The 18,077-nt window shown below is 62.2% G+C and carries 13 protein-coding genes and 3 tRNA genes; 10 read left to right on the top strand and 6 right to left on the bottom strand.

Annotated elements, in window-relative coordinates; all coding sequences use genetic code 11:
- Nucleotides 1-52 precede the first annotated feature (52 nt).
- Together ABIE35_RS10820 and bcp are read right to left on the bottom strand one after the other, a co-directional pair.
- Nucleotides 53-134, bottom strand: a tRNA-Leu gene (locus ABIE35_RS10820).
- Between the two features lie 55 nt (nt 135-189).
- A complete protein-coding gene (gene bcp, locus ABIE35_RS10815) occupies nt 190-663 on the bottom strand; it encodes a thioredoxin-dependent thiol peroxidase (protein ID WP_354514808.1) in 474 nt (157 codons plus the stop codon).
- Nucleotides 664-749: 86 nt separating this feature from the next.
- Here bcp and ABIE35_RS10810 point away from each other — a divergent pair, with 86 nt between their 5' ends.
- Complete coding sequence (locus ABIE35_RS10810) at nt 750-1,217, top strand: MarR family winged helix-turn-helix transcriptional regulator (RefSeq protein WP_354514806.1); 468 nt, start codon at nt 750-752, stop codon at nt 1,215-1,217.
- Between the two features lie 100 nt (nt 1,218-1,317).
- Here the strand turns inward: ABIE35_RS10810 and ABIE35_RS10805 are convergent.
- The 4 genes from ABIE35_RS10805 to ABIE35_RS10790 all read right to left on the bottom strand — a co-directional run bounded on the left by ABIE35_RS10805 (nt 1,318) and on the right by ABIE35_RS10790 (nt 4,002).
- A tRNA-Lys gene (locus ABIE35_RS10805) sits at nt 1,318-1,393 on the bottom strand.
- A 193-nt stretch (nt 1,394-1,586) separates the two neighbouring features.
- Nucleotides 1,587-1,662, bottom strand: a tRNA-Lys gene (locus ABIE35_RS10800).
- A gap of 117 nt (nt 1,663-1,779) precedes the next feature.
- Entirely contained in the window at nt 1,780-2,946 is a 1,167-nt protein-coding gene (locus tag ABIE35_RS10795; RefSeq protein ID WP_354514805.1) for a PQQ-dependent sugar dehydrogenase, read from the bottom strand.
- A gap of 54 nt (nt 2,947-3,000) precedes the next feature.
- On the bottom strand, nt 3,001-4,002 hold the full coding sequence (locus ABIE35_RS10790; RefSeq protein ID WP_354514803.1) for a sunset domain-containing protein: 1,002 nt from the start codon (nt 4,000-4,002) through the stop codon (nt 3,001-3,003).
- Between the two features lie 188 nt (nt 4,003-4,190).
- Here ABIE35_RS10790 and ABIE35_RS10785 point away from each other — a divergent pair, with 188 nt between their 5' ends.
- The 9 genes from ABIE35_RS10785 (at nt 4,191) to metG (ending at nt 18,031) form a co-directional block, all read left to right on the top strand.
- Nucleotides 4,191-5,123 (top strand): LysR family transcriptional regulator, encoded by a 933-nt coding sequence (locus tag ABIE35_RS10785; protein ID WP_354514801.1) that lies wholly within the window; start codon nt 4,191-4,193, stop codon nt 5,121-5,123.
- 120 nt (nt 5,124-5,243) lie between these two features.
- Entirely contained in the window at nt 5,244-6,962 is a 1,719-nt protein-coding gene (ilvD, locus tag ABIE35_RS10780) for a dihydroxy-acid dehydratase (RefSeq protein WP_207593838.1), read from the top strand.
- A 292-nt stretch (nt 6,963-7,254) separates the two neighbouring features.
- Nucleotides 7,255-9,159, top strand: coding sequence for an acetolactate synthase large subunit (locus tag ABIE35_RS10775; RefSeq protein WP_354514799.1), 1,905 nt, complete (start codon nt 7,255-7,257; stop codon nt 9,157-9,159).
- A 2-nt stretch (nt 9,160-9,161) separates the two neighbouring features.
- Nucleotides 9,162-9,674, top strand: a complete 513-nt coding sequence (gene ilvN / locus ABIE35_RS10770; protein ID WP_021470923.1) for an acetolactate synthase small subunit — start codon at nt 9,162-9,164, stop codon at nt 9,672-9,674.
- A gap of 76 nt (nt 9,675-9,750) precedes the next feature.
- Nucleotides 9,751-10,776 carry a ketol-acid reductoisomerase gene (gene ilvC, locus ABIE35_RS10765; protein ID WP_354514797.1) on the top strand — a complete coding sequence of 342 codons (1,026 nt, stop codon included), beginning with the start codon at nt 9,751-9,753 and terminating at the stop codon, nt 10,774-10,776.
- 287 nt (nt 10,777-11,063) lie between these two features.
- The gene (serA, locus tag ABIE35_RS10760; protein ID WP_089595470.1) at nt 11,064-12,659 is read left to right on the top strand and encodes a phosphoglycerate dehydrogenase; all 1,596 of its coding nucleotides are present in this window, start codon (nt 11,064-11,066) and stop codon (nt 12,657-12,659) included.
- Nucleotides 12,660-12,874: 215 nt separating this feature from the next.
- The gene (locus tag ABIE35_RS10755; protein ID WP_354514795.1) at nt 12,875-15,685 is read left to right on the top strand and encodes an FtsX-like permease family protein; all 2,811 of its coding nucleotides are present in this window, start codon (nt 12,875-12,877) and stop codon (nt 15,683-15,685) included.
- Nucleotides 15,682-16,437, top strand: coding sequence for an ABC transporter ATP-binding protein (locus tag ABIE35_RS10750; protein ID WP_089595468.1), 756 nt, complete (start codon nt 15,682-15,684; stop codon nt 16,435-16,437). Before ABIE35_RS10755 ends, ABIE35_RS10750 begins: the two co-directional genes overlap by 4 nt.
- Before the next feature lie 34 nt (nt 16,438-16,471).
- Nucleotides 16,472-18,031 carry a methionine--tRNA ligase gene (gene metG, locus ABIE35_RS10745; protein WP_354514793.1) on the top strand — a complete coding sequence of 520 codons (1,560 nt, stop codon included), beginning with the start codon at nt 16,472-16,474 and terminating at the stop codon, nt 18,029-18,031.
- Nucleotides 18,032-18,077: the final 46 nt, after the last annotated feature.

Raw genomic sequence — 18,077 nt, 5'->3', positions numbered from 1 at the left:
CTGCAACCGGGGGTATTCCGTGTGGCCCTTGGCCACTGTGTGTTTCATGCAGTGCGCAAGGGGGGACTTGAACCCCCACGCCCGAAGGCACAGGAACCTAAATCCTGCGTGTCTGCCAATTTCACCACTCGCGCTGGCTGATGGCTGGTGCCCCTGGGGGCAGCCCGCTATCGGCCTCCAGTGTACCCGCTACTTGTCCAGCTTGAGGTCCCGGCGAAGCTTGGCAACATGCCCGGTTGCGCGGACGTTGTACTGCGCCAGGGACACTTTCCCCTCGGGGTCCACCACAATGGTGGACCGGATCAGTCCCATGTAGGTCTTGCCGTAGTTCTTCTTCTCGCCCCAGGCCGCGTAAGCCTCAGCCACTGCATGGTCCTCGTCCGAGAGCAGCGGGAACGTCAGTTGTTCTTCAGCTGCAAACTTTGCCAGTGCCTTGACGGGATCGGGGGAGACGCCAACGACGTCGTAGCCGGCAGCCTGGAGCGACGCCAGGGTGTCACGGAAGTCACAAGCTTCCTTGGTGCACCCCGGGGTGGAAGCTGCAGGGTAGAAATACACGATGGTTTTGCGCCCTTGGAAGTCCGACAAGCTGACGCTCTTGCCGGTTTCGTCAGGAAGTGTGAAGTTGGGGGCAACGTCGCCCGGGATAAGTCGTTCTGCCACAATATGCTCCTTGCTGGGGATCGCGATTTCCCAGTTTAGTGGGGGAGGAGCCGCGCTGGCTCCCCGTCCGCGCATATACTGTCGGCATGCCAGATATGGAGAGATGGCCCACCACCCGATTGCTTTCGACAGCTGCGCGCCTGGTGGAAATCTCGTGGAACGAAAAATTGAAGTCCATCGGCCTTACCCATGCCGGGGTCATTGCCATGCAAGTGCTTGCCGCCAAAGGCGCAATTACGCAGGCGGCATTGGCCGAAGTTGCACGCGTCAAGGCCCAGACAATGGGCACTACTCTTGCGCGGTTGGAGCTGCACGGGCACATCGCGCGCCAACGCAGCGACTCCGACCGCAGGAGCCATGTGGTGACCCTGACAGAGGCCGGCAGTGCAGCTCTCGCAGAAGCAGTGAAGCTTGAGCAGGACGTCTTGTCGCCCGTTGCCGTTGATACCGCACGGTTGCGGGAGGAACTCAGGATTGTCGTCCGGGGGCTGGCTGGTTTGCCGGCTCCTGAGTCGGAACCCCGCGACGAAGCCACCGACGTCGCGAAGAGCTGACCAACCCCACTGCCCGCTCCAAGGTGTTCCGTCCCGGAACGCCTTGGAGCGGAAACACAAAAGGCTCCGGATCGTTTTCACGATCCGGAGCCTTTGTTATTGGTGCACCCCCCGGGACTCGAACCCGGAACCCATTGATTAAGAGTCAATTGCTCTGCCAGTTGAGCTAGAGGTGCAGCTGTTGTTTCGAGCCTGTCCGGGGAATTTACATTCCTCGTTGAGCTCCGCAACGACAAATAACTCTACACCAGATTTTGAATCCTCAAAACCACCAAGTCCTCGGGGTGATGCATGCCATGTAGGGGTGATTCCAAAGCCCTGCGGAAATGAAAAAAGGCCTTGGAGTGAAATTCACTCCAAGGCCTTCCTTGGTGCACCCCCCGGGACTCGAACCCGGAACCCATTGATTAAGAGTCAATTGCTCTGCCAGTTGAGCTAGAGGTGCAGCTGTTGAATTCGACCAAACCGGAAGCTTTTCTTTCCCCGGCGATCTCCGCAACGACATGTAACTCTACACGACATTCGCCCAACTGTGAAATCGACCCGTGCCCCATCGCTGAACCTACGACGCGACCCGCAGAATCAGCGCAAAGTCGGGGTTTCTGTTGTTGCTGACCAGCCATAAAGTGCCGTCCGGGGCCCGGGCGACATCCCTCAGCCGCCCGTGCTGTCCTGTGAAATAGGCCACAGGTTCTCCAGCTGACTCGCCGTCGAGTGGTACCGTCCACAGCCGTTGACCGCGAAGGGCGCCTGTGTACGCCACGTCGCCGACGATCTCCAGGCCGCTCGGAGAAGCTTCGGATGTCGAAGGCCACACGACCTTTGCATCGATCAGGCCGTTCCTTCCCGGTGCGCCGGTGACTGTGGGCCACCCGTAGTTGCCGCCCGGCGTGATCAGGTTCAACTCGTCATCCACGTCCGGGCCGAACTCGCTGGCCCACAACCTTCCCTCGCTGTCCCATGCCAAACCCTGGACGTTGCGGTGCCCGTAGCTGAAGACGGGATTGTCACCGAAGGGATTTCCGGGTGCTGGCCGTCCCTCGGGGGTGAGGCGCAGGATCTTGCCACCCAAGGCGTTGGTGTCCTGCGGCTGTTCCCGGCGTTGCGAGTCTCCAGTGCCCACATAAAGGTAGCCGTCGGGGCCAAAGCGGATTCGCCCACCGTTGTGGGTTGAGGCCTTTGAAATTCCTGAAAAAATTACATCGGGTTCGCCGAGCGACAACGTCCCCCCGGAATCTTCGCCCAGCTTCATCCTCGCAATACGGTTGTCGCTGGCGGACGTGAAATAGGCGTACAGCCAGCGGTCGTTCTGGAACGTCGGCGACACTGCGAGGCCCAGGAGGCCGCCTTCGCCTCCAGGGGCGACGCCGGCAACCTCGCCTACGGTGGTGGACCGGCCATCACTGATGGCTTTGACCATGGCGGAATCGCGCTCAGATACCACTGCGGTTCCATCCGGCAGGAACACCACCGACCACGGCAGCTGCAACCCGACGTCGAGCCTTTCAGTGATCTCTGGAGCCTGCTGGCCGCTGGCCGTCCCTTGGCCGCCTGCTGACCCCTGGATGCTGCCGGGGCTGGAAGGCGTTGGGGCCGTGGTGGTGGGGTTCGGCGTTACTGCCGTTCCCGGTGATGATGGGCTGCCTGTGCAGCCCGTCATCACCAGGATTGTCGCGAACGCGGAGGCAAGCATCAGCCGCCTTCGCCGTTCCGGTGAGTGCGTGCCCATGCCAGTGTCCGTTACAGAGGTCCGTAGTTGCTGGTCCAGTGGTGGCTTACCGGGTCAGTGCCTGGTGCGCCTGGGTGGCCTGAACCCCGCAGCCTCTGCATGCGCGGCCGATTCGAACCACACGTCAGCGGCAACGTCGTCATAGTCCACAGTGTCTTCGTCGTGGTACGTCATGGCCGTCGCGTTGGCTTTGACGGGGTAGGCGTCTCCCGCAACGCTGGAGGAGCCGGTTCCGTATGGGTGCTCGGCGGCAAGGTGCCCGGAGGTTGTGGGATCCTCCGCCGCTGCGGACTCGGCGCCCGGAAGGGTGGGGGAGTGCGTGTCCGTGTATTCGTGGTGGTGGACAGGCGCCCCGGACGAGTCGGTCCACGACGATTCCCACTCGGCCTTGTCTGCGGCGTCATCCTTGCCTGCGGGCTCCGAAGAACCCCCATCCCAGTCGTCAACGTCGCCGGCACCGGCTGAGCGACCCGTGTCAGCCGAGTACACAGTGGCGTCGGTGTCTACTGTCGGCTGGGCCACCACGGGCTCCTCCACCACAGGTTCCTCCACCACTGGAACGGCAACAACTGGCTCTTCAACTGTGAGGCCGGGGGTGGGAGACGGCGCGGGTTCGGGCGACGGGGTAGCCGCTGGTTCCCGAGCGGGTTCCCGAGGTGATTCGTCACCCAGAGGGACTGCCGGCTCGGCTTCTGTGTCCCTGGCCAACCACTCGTCGTCAGCCTCCTGGTCCCTGCGGGCTTTGAGCTCAGCCGGTTCATCAGCGATGGACTCGTCCACTGATTCCCGGGCTGGTTCCCTTGCGGGATCCCGAGGGGATTCATCCCCGGTGGGACCACTGCCCTCGGCGGCCGCCTTACCCAGGTTGGTCACGCCGGCCAGGCCCGCCACCCCTGCTGTTGCTGCGGCCGCATCCGGCAGGGACGTGGTGTTGGCGGGCTCCATTGCGGCGGGAGCGGGGGTTGAGGAGGAATTACGTGCTTTGTTGCGGTTCATAAGCCACCAAACAATGGCAATGACCAACACAACGACAATGACCCAAATTATCCAGTCCATGTGGATGCCCTTCTGCTCACAGCGGTGCAGTTCGTGGTGTTCCTGACGTTACGTGCCTGCTAATGGGCTGTCCAGCGTTTGACCTGCTGTTGCATGGACTTCCCAACGGAATTGGTCAGTTTGCTGAGTAAACTCCGGGGTGGTAAATCCGTGGAAAAGAATTCCTTCCGGTCGCCTAGTCTGGCTGAATGGACGTGAAAAGGCTGCAGATTCTGCGCGAGTTGGCAGACCGTCAAAGTGTGGGTGCCACGGCTGAGGCGATGAATGTCACGGCGTCGGCAGTCTCGCAGCAACTGAAGACGTTGCAGGCGGAAATTGGTGTTGTGCTGGTGGAAAAGGTCGGCAGGAGCGTGCGGCTGACCGAAGCAGGATATGCCCTGGCCGCCGCGGCTGCCGACATCGCCACCGCCATGGCGCGGGCTGAGTCCACCATCGATACCTACAGGAAGGGGTGGCAGACCCGCGTGTCCGCGGCGTTCTTCCCCAGCGCGGCAGAAATGCTGCTGCCCGGAATGCTGCACCGGGTGTCCTCTGTAGAGGGGCTGACTTTCGACGCGCATTTCGAGGACCCGGGAACCGCGCACTTTGCGCCATTGGTGGCCGACTATGACATTGTCCTGGCCCACAGCGTGGACGGCCCGGAAGTATTCGCCCGGCAGGGATTGACGGTGGTTCCGCTGCTCGAAGAAGCCCTCGATGTCGCCGTGCCTGCGGGCCACCCGCTGGCTGCCAAGGCGAGGTTGAGTCCCAGCGATGTTGTTGACTACCCCTGGATCGGTGTGCCGGAGGGGTTTCCCTTTGACACTGTCCTTCGCCAAATCGAGCTCCATGCGGGCCGTCAAGCCAACCGTGGCCAGCGGTATCCGGACCTGCGGGTGCTGGAGGCGCTGGTAGGTGCGGGCCATGGGATCTGCCTCCTCCCGCGGTACACGGCCCGGGCCAGTGCCAGGCGGGGCCTGGTGCTTCGGCCACTCACGGAGGTGAAGGCCAGCAGGAGCATCGTGGCACTTTCCCGCCAGGAAGTTGCCGCCCGGGGAACCATCGCGATCGTCCTTGACATGCTCAGGAGCGAGGCCGCGGAAATCGCCAAGGAACTCCAGGAGTCCCCTCCTGGTACGTAACCCCGGGACCGCGGTATCGACATGCCGGGAAACCTTGATTTCCCTGCAATATTTGGTTGATCCTGCTTAACCCGGCATGGAACAGCGGCGGCGGCAGCGAGGTACCCATAGACTTTGGTCATGAGTGACACCGAGATTGCGACAGACATTACGCCGGACATCAAGCCCCGCAGCCGGGTGGTCACCGATGGCATCCACGCGGCACCCGCCCGTGGGATGTTCCGCGCGGTTGGCATGGGAGACGACGACTTCGCCAAGCCGCAAATTGGTGTCGCCAGTTCATGGAACGAAATCACGCCCTGCAACCTTTCCCTCAACCGCCTGGCACAAGGCGCCAAAGAAGGCGTCCACGCCGGCGGTGGCTTTCCCATGCAGTTCGGCACGATTTCCGTTTCGGACGGCATCTCCATGGGGCACGAAGGCATGCACTTCTCGCTCGTTTCCCGCGAGGTCATAGCCGACTCCGTGGAGACCGTGATGCAGGCCGAGCGTATTGACGGTTCGGTCCTGCTGGCTGGTTGCGACAAATCCCTTCCCGGGATGCTCATGGCTGCTGCCCGCCTGGACCTCGCCTCCGTCTTCCTTTACGCCGGCTCCATCATGCCCGGATGGGTCAAGCTCGAGGACGGCTCGGAGAAGGAAGTCACCCTCATTGACGCCTTCGAAGCCGTGGGTGCCTGCGCTGCAGGCAAGATGAGCATGGAAGACCTGACCCGCATCGAAAAAGCCATCTGCCCCGGCGAAGGCGCTTGTGGCGGCATGTATACGGCCAATACCATGGCCTGCATCGGCGAAGCGCTGGGAATGTCCCTGCCGGGCTCAGCCGCCCCGCCGTCGGCAGACCGTCGTCGTGATGACTTCGCCCGCAAATCCGGCGAAGCGGTGGTCAACCTGCTGCGCCTGGGGATCACGGCCCGCGACATCATGACCAAGAAGGCCTTTGAAAACGCCATTGCCGTCACCATGGCTTTCGGCGGTTCCACCAATGCCGTCCTGCACTTGCTGGCCATTGCCCGTGAGGCAGAAGTTGAGCTGACGCTCGATGACTTCAACCGCATCGGTGACAAGATTCCGCACCTCGGCGACCTCAAGCCATTCGGTCGCTACGTCATGACGGACGTGGACAAGATCGGCGGCGTGCCCGTCATCATGAAGGCACTGCTCGACGCCGGGCTGCTGCACGGTGACTGCCTCACCGTGACAGGCAAGACACTTGCCGAAAACCTCGCCTCGATCAACCCGCCGGATCTTGATGGCAAGATCCTCCGTGCCTTGGACAATCCGATCCACAAGACCGGCGGCATCACCATCCTCCACGGCTCCATGGCTCCAGAAGGCGCCGTGGTGAAGAGCGCTGGCTTCGATGCGGACGTCTTTGAAGGAACTGCCCGTGTCTTCGAGCGTGAGCAGGGGGCCCTCAGCGCGTTGGACAACGGCGAAATCAATAAGGGCGACGTCGTGGTGATCCGCTACGAAGGCCCTAAGGGCGGCCCGGGCATGCGCGAGATGCTGGCCATTACCGGAGCCATCAAGGGCGCGGGACTGGGCAAGGATGTGCTCCTGCTCACCGATGGCCGTTTCTCGGGCGGTACCACCGGGTTGTGCATTGGCCACGTTGCGCCGGAAGCGGTCGACGGCGGGCCCATCGCCTTCGTGAAGGACGGGGACCGCATCCGTGTGGACATCGCCGCCCGCTCGTTCGACCTCTTGGTGGATGAAGCCGAGCTCGAAGCCCGCAAGGAGGGCTGGGAGCCGCTGCCGGCCAAGTTCACTAAGGGCGTCCTGGCCAAATACGCCAAGCTTGTCCACAGCGCCTCCACGGGGGCGTACTGCGGGTAGTTCCTGCTTTCGACTCCGCCCGTCCTGACGGGCGGAGTCCGGCAGGCGGACACTGCTGTCCAAATAGTGAGATACGATTGTGGTCAATTGACACGTATCTCACTTAGAGGGAACACTGAACGCATGATCACATTCGTTACCGTCGGCGTCGTCGTCCTTACCAAGCGCGTGGCTTAGCCCGACTGGTAACGAACCGTCACGCGCAAACCCCTCGAAGAGCCGGAAGGCTGAGGGGTTTTTTTATTCCCCAAGCACGACCCCATCTATTGAAGATCCACTAAGGAAGAGTCCGATGAGCAAAGGATCGCCGATCAGCCCCTCGCTGATGGCTGCAAAGTCCGCTGGAGCCTACAAAGCTCCGGAAAAGGTCGACCGTACGGCTGAGGCCGTCGTCGTCGACGCTGCTGCACCTCTCTCTCCTGTACTTGGGCCGAACACCGTTGTACCCCCAACGGTGATGTCCGGCTCGCAAGCAATCGTCCGTTCGCTCGAAGAACTCGGCGTGGACGATATTTTCGGTTTGCCCGGTGGCGCGATCCTGCCCACCTACGACCCCTTGATGGCCTCCAGCATGAATCACATCCTGGTCCGTCACGAACAGGGAGCCGGCCACGCCGCGCAAGGCTACGCCATGGTTACCGGACGGGTTGGCGTTTGCATCGCCACCTCGGGCCCCGGTGCCACCAACCTCGTTACCGCCATCATGGACGCCCACATGGACTCCGTGCCGATGGTGGCCATCACCGGCCAGGTGTCCAGTGGAGTCATCGGCACCGATGCCTTCCAGGAAGCAGACATCGTGGGTATCACGATGCCCATCACCAAGCACTCATTCCTGGTGACCGACCCCAATGACATCCCGCACGTCATGGCAGAGGCATTCCACCTCGCGTCCACGGGCCGGCCGGGACCCGTCCTGGTTGACATTGCCAAGGACGCCCAGGTGGGCCAGATGACCTTCTCCTGGCCGCCCAAGGTGGACCTGCCGGGATACCGCCCCGTGGTGCGAGGACACAATAAGCAGGTCCGCGAAGCTGCCAAGCTGATCGCTGCTGCCAGCAAGCCGGTCCTTTACGTGGGCGGCGGCGTAGTCAAGGGCCACGCCTCGGCCGAGCTCATGGAACTCGCGCTGGCTACCGGCGCTCCGGTGGTCACCACACTGATGGCTCGCGGTGCCTTCCCTGATTCGCATCCCCAGCATGTTGGCATGCCCGGCATGCACGGTTCAGTCTCCGCCGTGACTGCCCTCCAGCAGGCCGACCTCCTGATCACTCTTGGAGCCCGGTTCGATGACCGCGTTACTGGCGTGCTGAAGACCTTCGCCCCGTTTGCCAAGGTCATCCACGCTGACATCGACCCCGCGGAAATCTCCAAGAACCGCACCGCGGACGTCCCGATCGTTGGCTCGGTCAAGGAGATCATTCCCGAACTCACCGAAGCCGTGAAGACGCAGTTCGAACTGAGTGGCACTCCGGATCTGGATTCCTGGTGGGCTTTCCTCGGCAACCTGCGCGATACCTATCCGCTGGGCTGGACCGAGCCGGAAGACGGGCTCACTGCACCCCAGCGCGTGATCAAGCGCATTGGAGAGCTCACCGGTCCCGAAGGCATCTACGTTGCAGGCGTGGGCCAGCACCAGATGTGGGCCGCCCAGTTCATCAAGTACGAACGGCCGCACGCCTGGCTGAACTCCGGTGGAGCAGGAACCATGGGATACTCGGTTCCGGCAGCAATGGGTGCCAAGGTTGGTGAGCCGGACCGCGTGGTCTGGGCCATCGACGGTGACGGCTGCTTCCAGATGACCAATCAGGAACTGGCTACCTGCGCCATCAACAACATCCCCATCAAGGTGGCCATCATCAACAACTCCTCGCTGGGCATGGTCCGCCAATGGCAGACGCTGTTCTACGAGGGCCGCTACTCCAATACGGACCTGAACACAGGCCACGACACCGTCCGGATCCCGGACTTCGTGAAACTGGCTGATGCCTACGGTTGTGCAGCACTGCGGTGTGAGCGTGACGAAGACATCGACGCCACCATCCAGAAGGCACTCGAGATCAATGACCGCCCAGTGGTCATCGACTTCGTCGTCAGCCCCAACTCGATGGTGTGGCCCATGGTGCCTTCGGGCGTCAGCAATGACCAGATCCAGGTTGCCCGCAACATGACCCCGGAATGGGAAGAGGAGGACTAGGCATGACCCGCCACACACTGTCCGTTCTGGTAGAAGACAAGCCCGGCGTGCTGACCCGCGTGGCCAGCCTCTTTGCCCGGCGCGCATTCAACATCAATTCCCTGGCTGTGGGACCCACCGAGGTTCCCGGCATGTCCCGCATGACGGTTGTCGTCGACGCCGACGGCGACCTCATTGAGCAGGTCACCAAGCAGCTCAACAAATTGGTCAACGTGATCAAGATTGTGGAGCTGACTTCCGAATCTTCCGTACAACGCGACCACATCCTGGTCAAGGTACGTGCGGATGCCGCGACACGCCTGCAGGTTACCCAAGCTGCAGACTTGTTCCGTGCCGCCGTCGTCGACGTGTCCACAGACTCGTTGGTGATCGAGGCAACCGGTACCCCCGAGAAGCTCGCTGCTCTGCTTTCAGTGCTCGAGCCGTTCGGCATCCGTGAAATCGTGCAGTCCGGCACCTTGGCCGTTGGACGGGGATCCCGCTCCATGAGTGACAGGGCGCTCCGCTCGGCGTGAATCGCCGGTTGGTTGAGCCCAGTACCGCAGCACCACAATCAATATCTAAGAAAACCACTCAAGAGGAGTTACGCAAGTGACTGAAATGTTCTACGACGACGACGCAGACCTGTCGATCATCCAGGGCCGCAAAGTAGCCATCGTTGGCTACGGCTCGCAGGGCCACGCCCACGCACTGAACCTCCGCGATTCCGGCGTCGAGGTTGTCATCGCGCTGAAGGAGGGCTCCAAGTCGGCCGCCAAGGCAGAAGACGCAGGCTTCACGGTCAAGAACGTTGCCGACGCCGCCGAATGGGCAGATGTCATCATGATCCTGGCTCCGGACCAGCACCAGCGCGCCATCTACAACGACTCCATCAAGGACAAGCTGACCGAAGGCAAGGCCCTGGCCTTCGCCCACGGCTTCAACATCCGCTTTGGTTACATCGAAGCTCCGGCCGGCGTTGACGTCATCCTGATCGCCCCCAAGGCTCCGGGCCACACTGTTCGCCGCGAATTCGAAGCCGGCCGCGGTATCCCGGACATCATCGCCGTTGAACAGGACGCATCCGGTTCTGCCTGGGACCTGGCGAAGTCCTACGCCAAGGCCATCGGCGGAACCCGCGCCGGCGTTATCAAGACCACCTTCACCGAAGAGACCGAAACCGATCTCTTCGGCGAGCAGTCCGTCCTTTGCGGCGGTGTCTCGCAGCTGGTCCAGTACGGCTTCGAAACCCTCACTGAAGCTGGCTACCAGCCGCAGATCGCCTACTTTGAGGTTCTCCACGAGCTCAAGCTCATTGTTGACCTCATGTGGGAGGGCGGCATCGCAAAGCAGCGCTGGAGCGTTTCCGATACCGCAGAGTACGGCGACTATGTCTCCGGCCCCCGCGTCATCACCCCCGAGGTGAAGGAAAACATGAAGGCTGTCCTCGCGGACATCCAGAGCGGTGCTTTCGCCAAGCGCTTTATCGATGACCAGGACAACGGTGGCACCGAGTTCAAGGAACTGCGTGCCAAGGCAGAGCAGCACCCCATCGAAGAGGTCGGCCGCGAACTGCGCTCCCTCTTCTCCTGGCAGCAGCAGGACGCTGACTACGTTGAAGGTTCTGCAGCCCGCTGATCCTTCGGCGCTGGCCTGACGGCCTCCGCCACAACGACGCGCCCGCCCGGTGGACAAAGCCGGGCGGGCGTTGCCGTATCACCGGCATTTCGCTCCCTCTTTCATCAGCTTCCTTGGCTGTGAACTTCTTCACAACGGCTACCGGCCCGGCCGTAACATCCCCCGCCGGCACCGGAATCCCTGCCCGGATTCGATATTCTGGGCTGGTCCCGGCGCCGTGCCCCGGGCCACGCATCCGCTCCTTGTCCAGTCCTGTCCCAAAGTTGTCCAAAGTAAGGTGCCTCCCCGTGTCAGCCAGCAAACCCGTCGTCCTCCTCGCCGAGGAACTTTCGCCCGCCACAGTCGAGGCTCTGGGCCCGGACTTTGAAATCCGCCAGACCGACGGCGCAGACCGTTCCCAGCTGCTGTCCGCAATCGTTGACGTTGACGCCATCTTGGTCCGCTCGGCTACGCAGGTGGATGCCGAAGCCATCGCCGCCGCGAAGAACCTGAAGGTCATCGCCCGCGCTGGTGTTGGGCTGGACAACGTAGACATCAAGGCCGCCACTCAGGCAGGCGTCATGGTGGTCAACGCCCCGACGTCCAACATTGTCTCCGCTGCCGAGCTCACGGTAGGGCACATCCTCAGCTTGGCCCGCCACATTCCGCAGGCCAGCTCTGCGCTGAAGAACGGTGAGTGGAAGCGCTCCAAGTACACGGGAATTGAACTCTTCGAGAAGAAAATCGGCATCATCGGCCTGGGCCGCATCGGTGCTTTGGTGGCAGCACGCCTCCAGGGTTTCGATACCCAGATCCTTGCGTACGACCCCTACATCACTGCAGCCCGCGCCGCCCAGCTGGGCGTCAAGCTGGTCACCTTGGATGAACTTCTGGAGAATTCCGACTTCATCACCATCCACATGCCCAAGACGCCGGAAACGGTGGGAATGCTGGGAGCTGACGCCTTCCGCAAGATGAAGGAAACGGCCTACGTGGTCAACGTAGCCCGTGGCGGCCTGGTGGACGAGGAAGCACTCCATGTTGCCCTGAAGGAAGGCCAGATCGCCGGCGCCGGCGTGGACGTCTTCGTCAAGGAGCCGAGCACCGACCTGCCGTTCTTCGAGTTCGACAACGTCATTGTGACCCCGCACCTGGGTGCTTCCACTGACGAAGCACAGGAGAAAGCCGGCGTCTCGGTCGCCAAGTCGGTTCGCCTGGCACTTGCGGGCGAGCTGGTGCCCGACGCTGTCAACGTCGCCGGCGGCGTCATCGCTCCGGATGTCCGTCCGGGTATCCCGCTGATCGAAAAGCTGGGCCGGATCTTCACTGCGCTGACCCACGCTTCCCTCACCCAGATCGACGTGGAAGTGGCGGGCGAAATTGCCGCACTGGACGTCAAGGTGCTTGAACTTGCCGCACTGAAGGGCGTTTTTGCCGATGTAGTGACGGAGCAGGTCTCCTACGTCAATGCTCCCGTGATCGCCGAACAGCGCGGCATCAATACCCGCCTCATCACCACCCCCGACGCTGAGGACTACCGCAACGTCCTGACCATCCGTGGTGCCCTCAGCGATGGTTCCCAGATCTCCGTAGCCGGTACCCTCACGGGGCCCAAGCAGGTGGAGAAGCTCGTGGGTGTCAACGGGTATGACGTCGAAATCCCCATCAGCGAGCACCTGGTTGTGGTGGCCTATGCAGACCGTCCCGGCGTCATCGGCACCATCGGACACATCCTGGGCATGAACAACATCAACATCGGTGGCATGCAGGTGGCGCGCCAGACTGAAGGCGGCCAGGTTCTTGCGCTCCTGACCATCGACAGCTCTGTTCCGCAGCAGGTCCTGGAGGCCATCAAGGCTGGTATCGGAGCCGACATGGTCCGGGAAGTGGATCTGGAGGACTAGGGCTGCAACTGATTTCCATCAGTTGAGTTCGCGTGCCGGCGACACACCTTTGGCACGCAGGCGTGGCCGGTCTGCTTACAATGGCTGGGTCCGGGATTCGGACCCGGCAGCAGGCCGGCCACAACTTTTGCACCTAAAGCCCGGTATTCCCTTGTGTCTCTTGAGGAATTCCGGTCTCTGTGTGCGCGCCCGCAATCAAGGTCTCAGGGAGCCCAATGAACGCCGTCCAAAGGTTCATCAGAAGCCGTGTGCTGCTGCTGACCGCGGCCATTTTGATCGTCGCAATGTGCTTGTCCGTCCTCGTCCAAAGCCAGTCCCAGGCTGCTTTGAACCGGACAGTGGATGAAAACTCGCGGGGACTCTACGACATCCTGGTCCAGGCCAAGCCTGACCAGGCCAAAGATGGCGACGGCGGTGCATTGATCCAGCCGGAGATAGCCAACGGCCAAGGCGGCATCAGCTTTGAGCAGCTGGAGAAGATCCGCACCATGGGCCAAACGGCTGTGGCCGCACCCATCAGCCTGGTTTCGCGCGTTTCGCAGAACCTGGAGGCTCCCCGCCTCAATGCCATGGACTACCTCGGGTACAACGCCGGCCTGGCCGGAGCTGTGACCGCGGGGGACCCTTCGGCCATGGATTCCAGCAAATGGCCCGCCGCGGAATCGGTGTTGTCCGATACCCCCAAGAAGTACCGGTTGACCGCTTCTGCCACGAGTTCTGATGGTGTGAACCAGCAGACGCTTTTCAAGACCAGCGCTGAAGGCACCTTGGGCAAGGGCCGCTTGATCCAGGAGCAGGCCGCGGGAGGCTCCAACGTCAGGATCGCCGGACCCGAAGGCGAGACCGGCATCAAGTTCCCGGCTCCCGCACTTGGCTCCGAGCACAACCTCTTCAACCTCTCCGTGGCGCTGCCCCTGGCCCCTGAGGTGACCGAGTCCGTCGTCGCGGTGGACCCCGCCGCCGAAAGGGCGCTGTTGGGATCCGCAGGCGACTTCCTGGCACCCCTTGAGAAGGCTCCGCCCGCCGATGCGCGTGACGCAGGAGCAATCGGACGCCACTTCGAAAGCCTTTTCACCACAGGCCTCAGCATGGACCAGCTGGAAGAGGGTCCTGACTTCCTGGGCGTCAAGCTCAAGTACTGGGCGCCGCTGATGACCCAGTACCAGCAGGCCAAGCGTGACGGTTTGCTGACCGACGATTCCCAGGCGATCCCGCTGATTGTCCGCTCCGGCACATCCCTTGACCTGCAGTACTCGGTGAAAATCGAGGAACTGGATGCCAGCGGCAAGGTGGTCAATGAGGTAGGCACCGTAACGCGGAGCCTGGACAAGGACTACCTCCCCTTCGTTTCCAAGTCCCCGTTCGCCCTCGAATGGCCGGGTTCAACAGATCACAGCAAGTTGCTGGGAAGCACGGCCTCCTTCAGCCAGGGCCTGTACAACCCTGCCACCTGGAGCGCGGCGTTTGCCGCAGCCCCCAAGTACAAGGACGGCGACGAAGCTTCCAACGGTGCTTCGGACAAGAGCGCGACGCCGGGGGACTGGGTGACGGTCAATCGCCTGCCTGAGAAGTCCTCCTTCGGTGCAGCCGTGGACCAGACGCAGCGCAAACCAGTCGATGAGCGCTCCTACCGCGAAGACCTGGAAACGGGTAAGAAGCCGGCCGCGCCGCTGCCCATGGTGTACGGCACCTTTGACCCGGCCGACGTCCAGTCAGCAGCCGGGGACGTCAACAAGCTGCCCCTGGGCGGCTACGATCCCACGCCGATGACGCTCACCAAGGACGCTGAGGGCAAGGACGTCGAGGGTACCGAACTGAAGCCTTCGTTGAGCGCTACAGGTCTGGTCAGCCAGTCCGCCGGTGCCATCACCGATTACTATGGTCTAGCCGCAGCCCGTGGCTATGACACCAACGCCGACGTCATTGACGCCGTCCGGGTCAAGGCCTCCGCTGCCGGCAACTGGAAGACGGCCCAGCCCGAGGTGGAAAAGCTGGCCACGCAGATTCGCGAGCTCGGCCTGGAAGCCACAGTCGTTGCAGGTTCCGCACGCGAAGATGCCAATATCTTTGTCCCCGGCTACAGCAAGGACGACGCCGGCAAGGAATCACCGTTGGGCACCGTCCAGCAGTCCTGGGTCCGCCAGGACGCGGCCGACGCCGTCTCCGGTTCGCTGACCGGTACCAACATCACCTTGCTCTTCCTGACGCTGTTGGGCGCAACCCTCCTGACCGGCGCCTCGACGGTCAGCTATATCCGCCAACGCCGGAGCGAAGCAGGCATTCTCAGGGCGATGGGCTGGACGCAGAAACGCATCCGGTCCTGGGTCCTTGAAGAGTTTGCGGTGGGTGCTGCGGCCCTAGCCGCGGCCGGTCTCGTCCTGAGCTTGCTCAGCTGGAACATTGCCACCGTCATTGTTTCCGTGACCATGCTCATCATCTACAGTGGGGCCGCGCTGCTGGCAGCCCAGCAGCTGCGTCACCGTGTAGTGATCGATCAGGAACCGCAGCACGATGATCGCCTGGTAACGGTAGATTCCCCGTTGACGTTTGCCAACCGGCAGCTCACCACCAACCGGTTCAACTCCATCTCCCTTGCCGTGGCAGTAGGCGTGTTTGGTGCTGCAGTGGGTGCCTTGATCGCCCTGCTGATTGACATCCCGCGGGCAGCCGGTGCCAGTGCTTTGAGTGGCCTGGCAGCTGCAAGTATCGCCTTGCCAAGCGTCATCCTGGCGGTCTTCGGAGTAGTGGTGGGCCTGCTGCTGACACTCGTGACCGGGCGCTTTGAACTCCATGCCAAGCGGGAGTACCTCGGTACCTTGAAGGCCATGGGCTGGAACCCGGACATGCTGGGCCAGGTCCGCTTCTTCGAGAACGCCCTTGTAGGCACAGTGGCTCTTCCCCTGGGCGTCCTTGGCGCCCTGGGGCTGGGACTGCTGCTGGCTCCCTACGCGGCCCTGTGGGCCGGTCTGGCCGGTCTGCTGGCCGTAATTTGCTGGATTCCGATTGCAACGAAAGTAGTCAAATGACTGACAAACTCAACCCCGAGCTGACGGCCACCCCGGAATCCACGGAAGAGTCGCTGCAGACCCGCGCCAACACGATCGTGAAGGCCTCCGACCACGCAACTCCCTTGGAATTGAGCCGCGTGACCATCCACTACGGTGGCGACAAGGGCGGCGCCGAGGAAGTGGACGTCGTCGACGACTTCAACCTCACCCTGCACGCCGGAGAGATGCACTGCATCGCCGGCCGAAGCGGCTCCGGCAAGACCAGCATTTTGACGGTGAGCGCCGGACTGACGCTCCCGACGTCGGGCAAGGTCTTCTGGGAGGGCCTGCCGTTGGACACCATGGGCGATGACGAGATCGCCGACCGCCGCCGCGCGCTCATCGGTTATGTGGACCAGGGCGGCGCCCTGATCGACGGCATGAGCGCCCTGGAGAACGTCCTGCTTCCCGCGGTGCCCGATGGCGAAGTGGAACAGCGGACGGAAATGGCCAAGGACCTCCTGGACCTGGTGGGCCTGGGTCGCCGCATGAGGCACCGTCCTGCACAGCTCTCCGGCGGTGAGCGCCAGCGCGTCGCTATCGCCCGCGCGCTGATCCTGGGCACCCGTGTGCTGGTAGTGGATGAACCCACGGCCAGCCTGGACAGGGCAGCAGCCAACCGCATCATCGGGATCCTGAAGGACACCACCAGCGATGGCATCGCCGTCCTCGTGGCCTCCCACGACCACGAGCTGGTGCGGCTCAGCGATACGCTGACCGAACTTAACTAAGCTATTTCATCCCAAAAAAAGGTAACTTTTTAGAGTGACGTCTCCAGAGAAATCCCCGTTCTACATCACCACCGCAATCAGCTACCCCAACGGCGTACCGCACATCGGCCACGCTTACGAGGTCATTGCAACTGATGCCATGGCGCGCTTCAAGCGCCTTGACGGCCATGAAGTGTTCTTCATGACCGGAACGGACGAGCACGGACTCAAGATGCAGCAGTCTGCCGAGAAGGAAGGCATCACTGCCAAGCAGCTCGCCGACCGGAACTCGGCTGCGTTCCAGCAGATGAGCCAGGACCTGGGGATCTCCCATGACCGCTTCATCCGCACCACCGACCAGGACCACTACGCCGCCTCGCAGGCCATTTGGAAGAAGATGGAAGCCAACGGCGACATCTACCTGTCCAAGTACGAGGGCTGGTACTCCGTCCGTGACGAGGCGTACTACGTCGAGGACGACACCGTGGTGAAAGAGGACGGTCTGCGTTACTCCAAGGAGACGGACACCCTGGTCACCTGGACGGCGGAGGAGAGCTATTTCTTCAGGCTTTCCAACTACCAGGAAAAGCTCCTTGCCCTCTACGAGGCGCAGCCTGAGTTCGGCGCCCCGCAGTCCCGCTTCAATGAAGTTATCAGCTTCGTCAAGCGTGGTCTGGAGGACCTGTCCATCAGCCGTACCACCTTCGACTGGGGTGTTCCTGTCCCCGGCGATGAGAAGCACGTCATGTACGTCTGGGTTGACGCCCTGACCAACTACCTCACCGGCGTTGGCTATCCGGACATCGAGTCGGAGTCCTTCAAGAAGTTCTGGCCTGCCGACGTCCACGTGATCGGCAAGGACATTTCGCGTTTCCACGCGATCTACTGGCCTGCGTTCCTCATGAGCGCCGGACTTGAGCTGCCACAGCGCGTCATGATCCATGGCTTCCTCACCAACAACGGCGTGAAAATGTCCAAGTCGCTGGGCAACGTCGTCGCGCCCCAGGACTTCGTAGCGCAGTACGGCCTGGACCAGTGCCGGTACTTCTTCCTCCGCGAAGTTCCGTTCGGTGCGGACGGCAACTACAACCACGAAGCGATCGTGGGCCGGATGAACTCAGACCTCGCCAACAACTTCGGAAACCTTGCCCAGCGTTCGCTGTCCATGGTGGCGAAGAACTGCGAAGGCAAGGTCCCGGTGCCCGGAGATTTCACGGCGGAGGACACTGCCTTGCTGACGCAGGCAGGGGAGTTGCTGGAAACAGCCCGCTCAGCGTTCGACAAGCAGGAGTTCAGCCGCGCGTTGGAAGCCATCTGGACCGTACTGGGCGATACCAACGCCTACTTTGCGGACCAAGCCCCCTGGGTGCTGCGGAAGACCGACATCGCCCGTATGAACACGGTTTTGTACGTCACTTTGGAGGTAGTGAGGATCGTGGCGATCCTTGCCCAGCCGGTCATGCCGTCGTCGTCCGCCAAGCTGCTTGAAGTCCTGGGCCAAGCCGAAGGCGAGGCGAGGCAGTTCGCCGCTATCGACACGCCGATTGTTGCAGGTACGGAGTTGCCGGCTCCCGCCCCTATCTTCCCCCGCTACGAAGAGCCCGCCGAAGCTTAGGACGTTCTCTCACATAACATCCATAAAGAGGAATCGCTCTCTCACT

Origin of the sequence: Paenarthrobacter sp. 4246, from assembly GCF_040546855.1 — a bacterium.
In the GTDB taxonomy this organism is placed as follows: domain Bacteria; phylum Actinomycetota; class Actinomycetes; order Actinomycetales; family Micrococcaceae; genus Arthrobacter.
The sequence above is the reverse complement of the archived record's forward strand: the minus strand, read 5'-3'. Positions and strand labels throughout refer to the sequence as shown.

What these genes read in the sequence shown, in the direction of transcription:
- ABIE35_RS10810 (WP_354514806.1), top strand. Translation starts at nt 750, where the DNA reads ATGCCAGATATGGAGAGATGGCCCACCACCCGATTGCTTTCGACAGCT.
- ABIE35_RS10795 (WP_354514805.1), bottom strand. Translation starts at nt 2,946, where the DNA reads ATGGGCACGCACTCACCGGAACGGCGAAGGCGGCTGATGCTTGCCTCC.
- ABIE35_RS10790 (WP_354514803.1), bottom strand. Translation starts at nt 4,002, where the DNA reads ATGGACTGGATAATTTGGGTCATTGTCGTTGTGTTGGTCATTGCCATT.
- ABIE35_RS10785 (WP_354514801.1), top strand. Translation starts at nt 4,191, where the DNA reads ATGGACGTGAAAAGGCTGCAGATTCTGCGCGAGTTGGCAGACCGTCAA.
- ilvD (WP_207593838.1), top strand. Translation starts at nt 5,244, where the DNA reads ATGAGTGACACCGAGATTGCGACAGACATTACGCCGGACATCAAGCCC.
- ABIE35_RS10775 (WP_354514799.1), top strand. Translation starts at nt 7,255, where the DNA reads ATGAGCAAAGGATCGCCGATCAGCCCCTCGCTGATGGCTGCAAAGTCC.
- ilvN (WP_021470923.1), top strand. Translation starts at nt 9,162, where the DNA reads ATGACCCGCCACACACTGTCCGTTCTGGTAGAAGACAAGCCCGGCGTG.
- ABIE35_RS10755 (WP_354514795.1), top strand. Translation starts at nt 12,875, where the DNA reads ATGAACGCCGTCCAAAGGTTCATCAGAAGCCGTGTGCTGCTGCTGACC.
- ABIE35_RS10750 (WP_089595468.1), top strand. Translation starts at nt 15,682, where the DNA reads ATGACTGACAAACTCAACCCCGAGCTGACGGCCACCCCGGAATCCACG.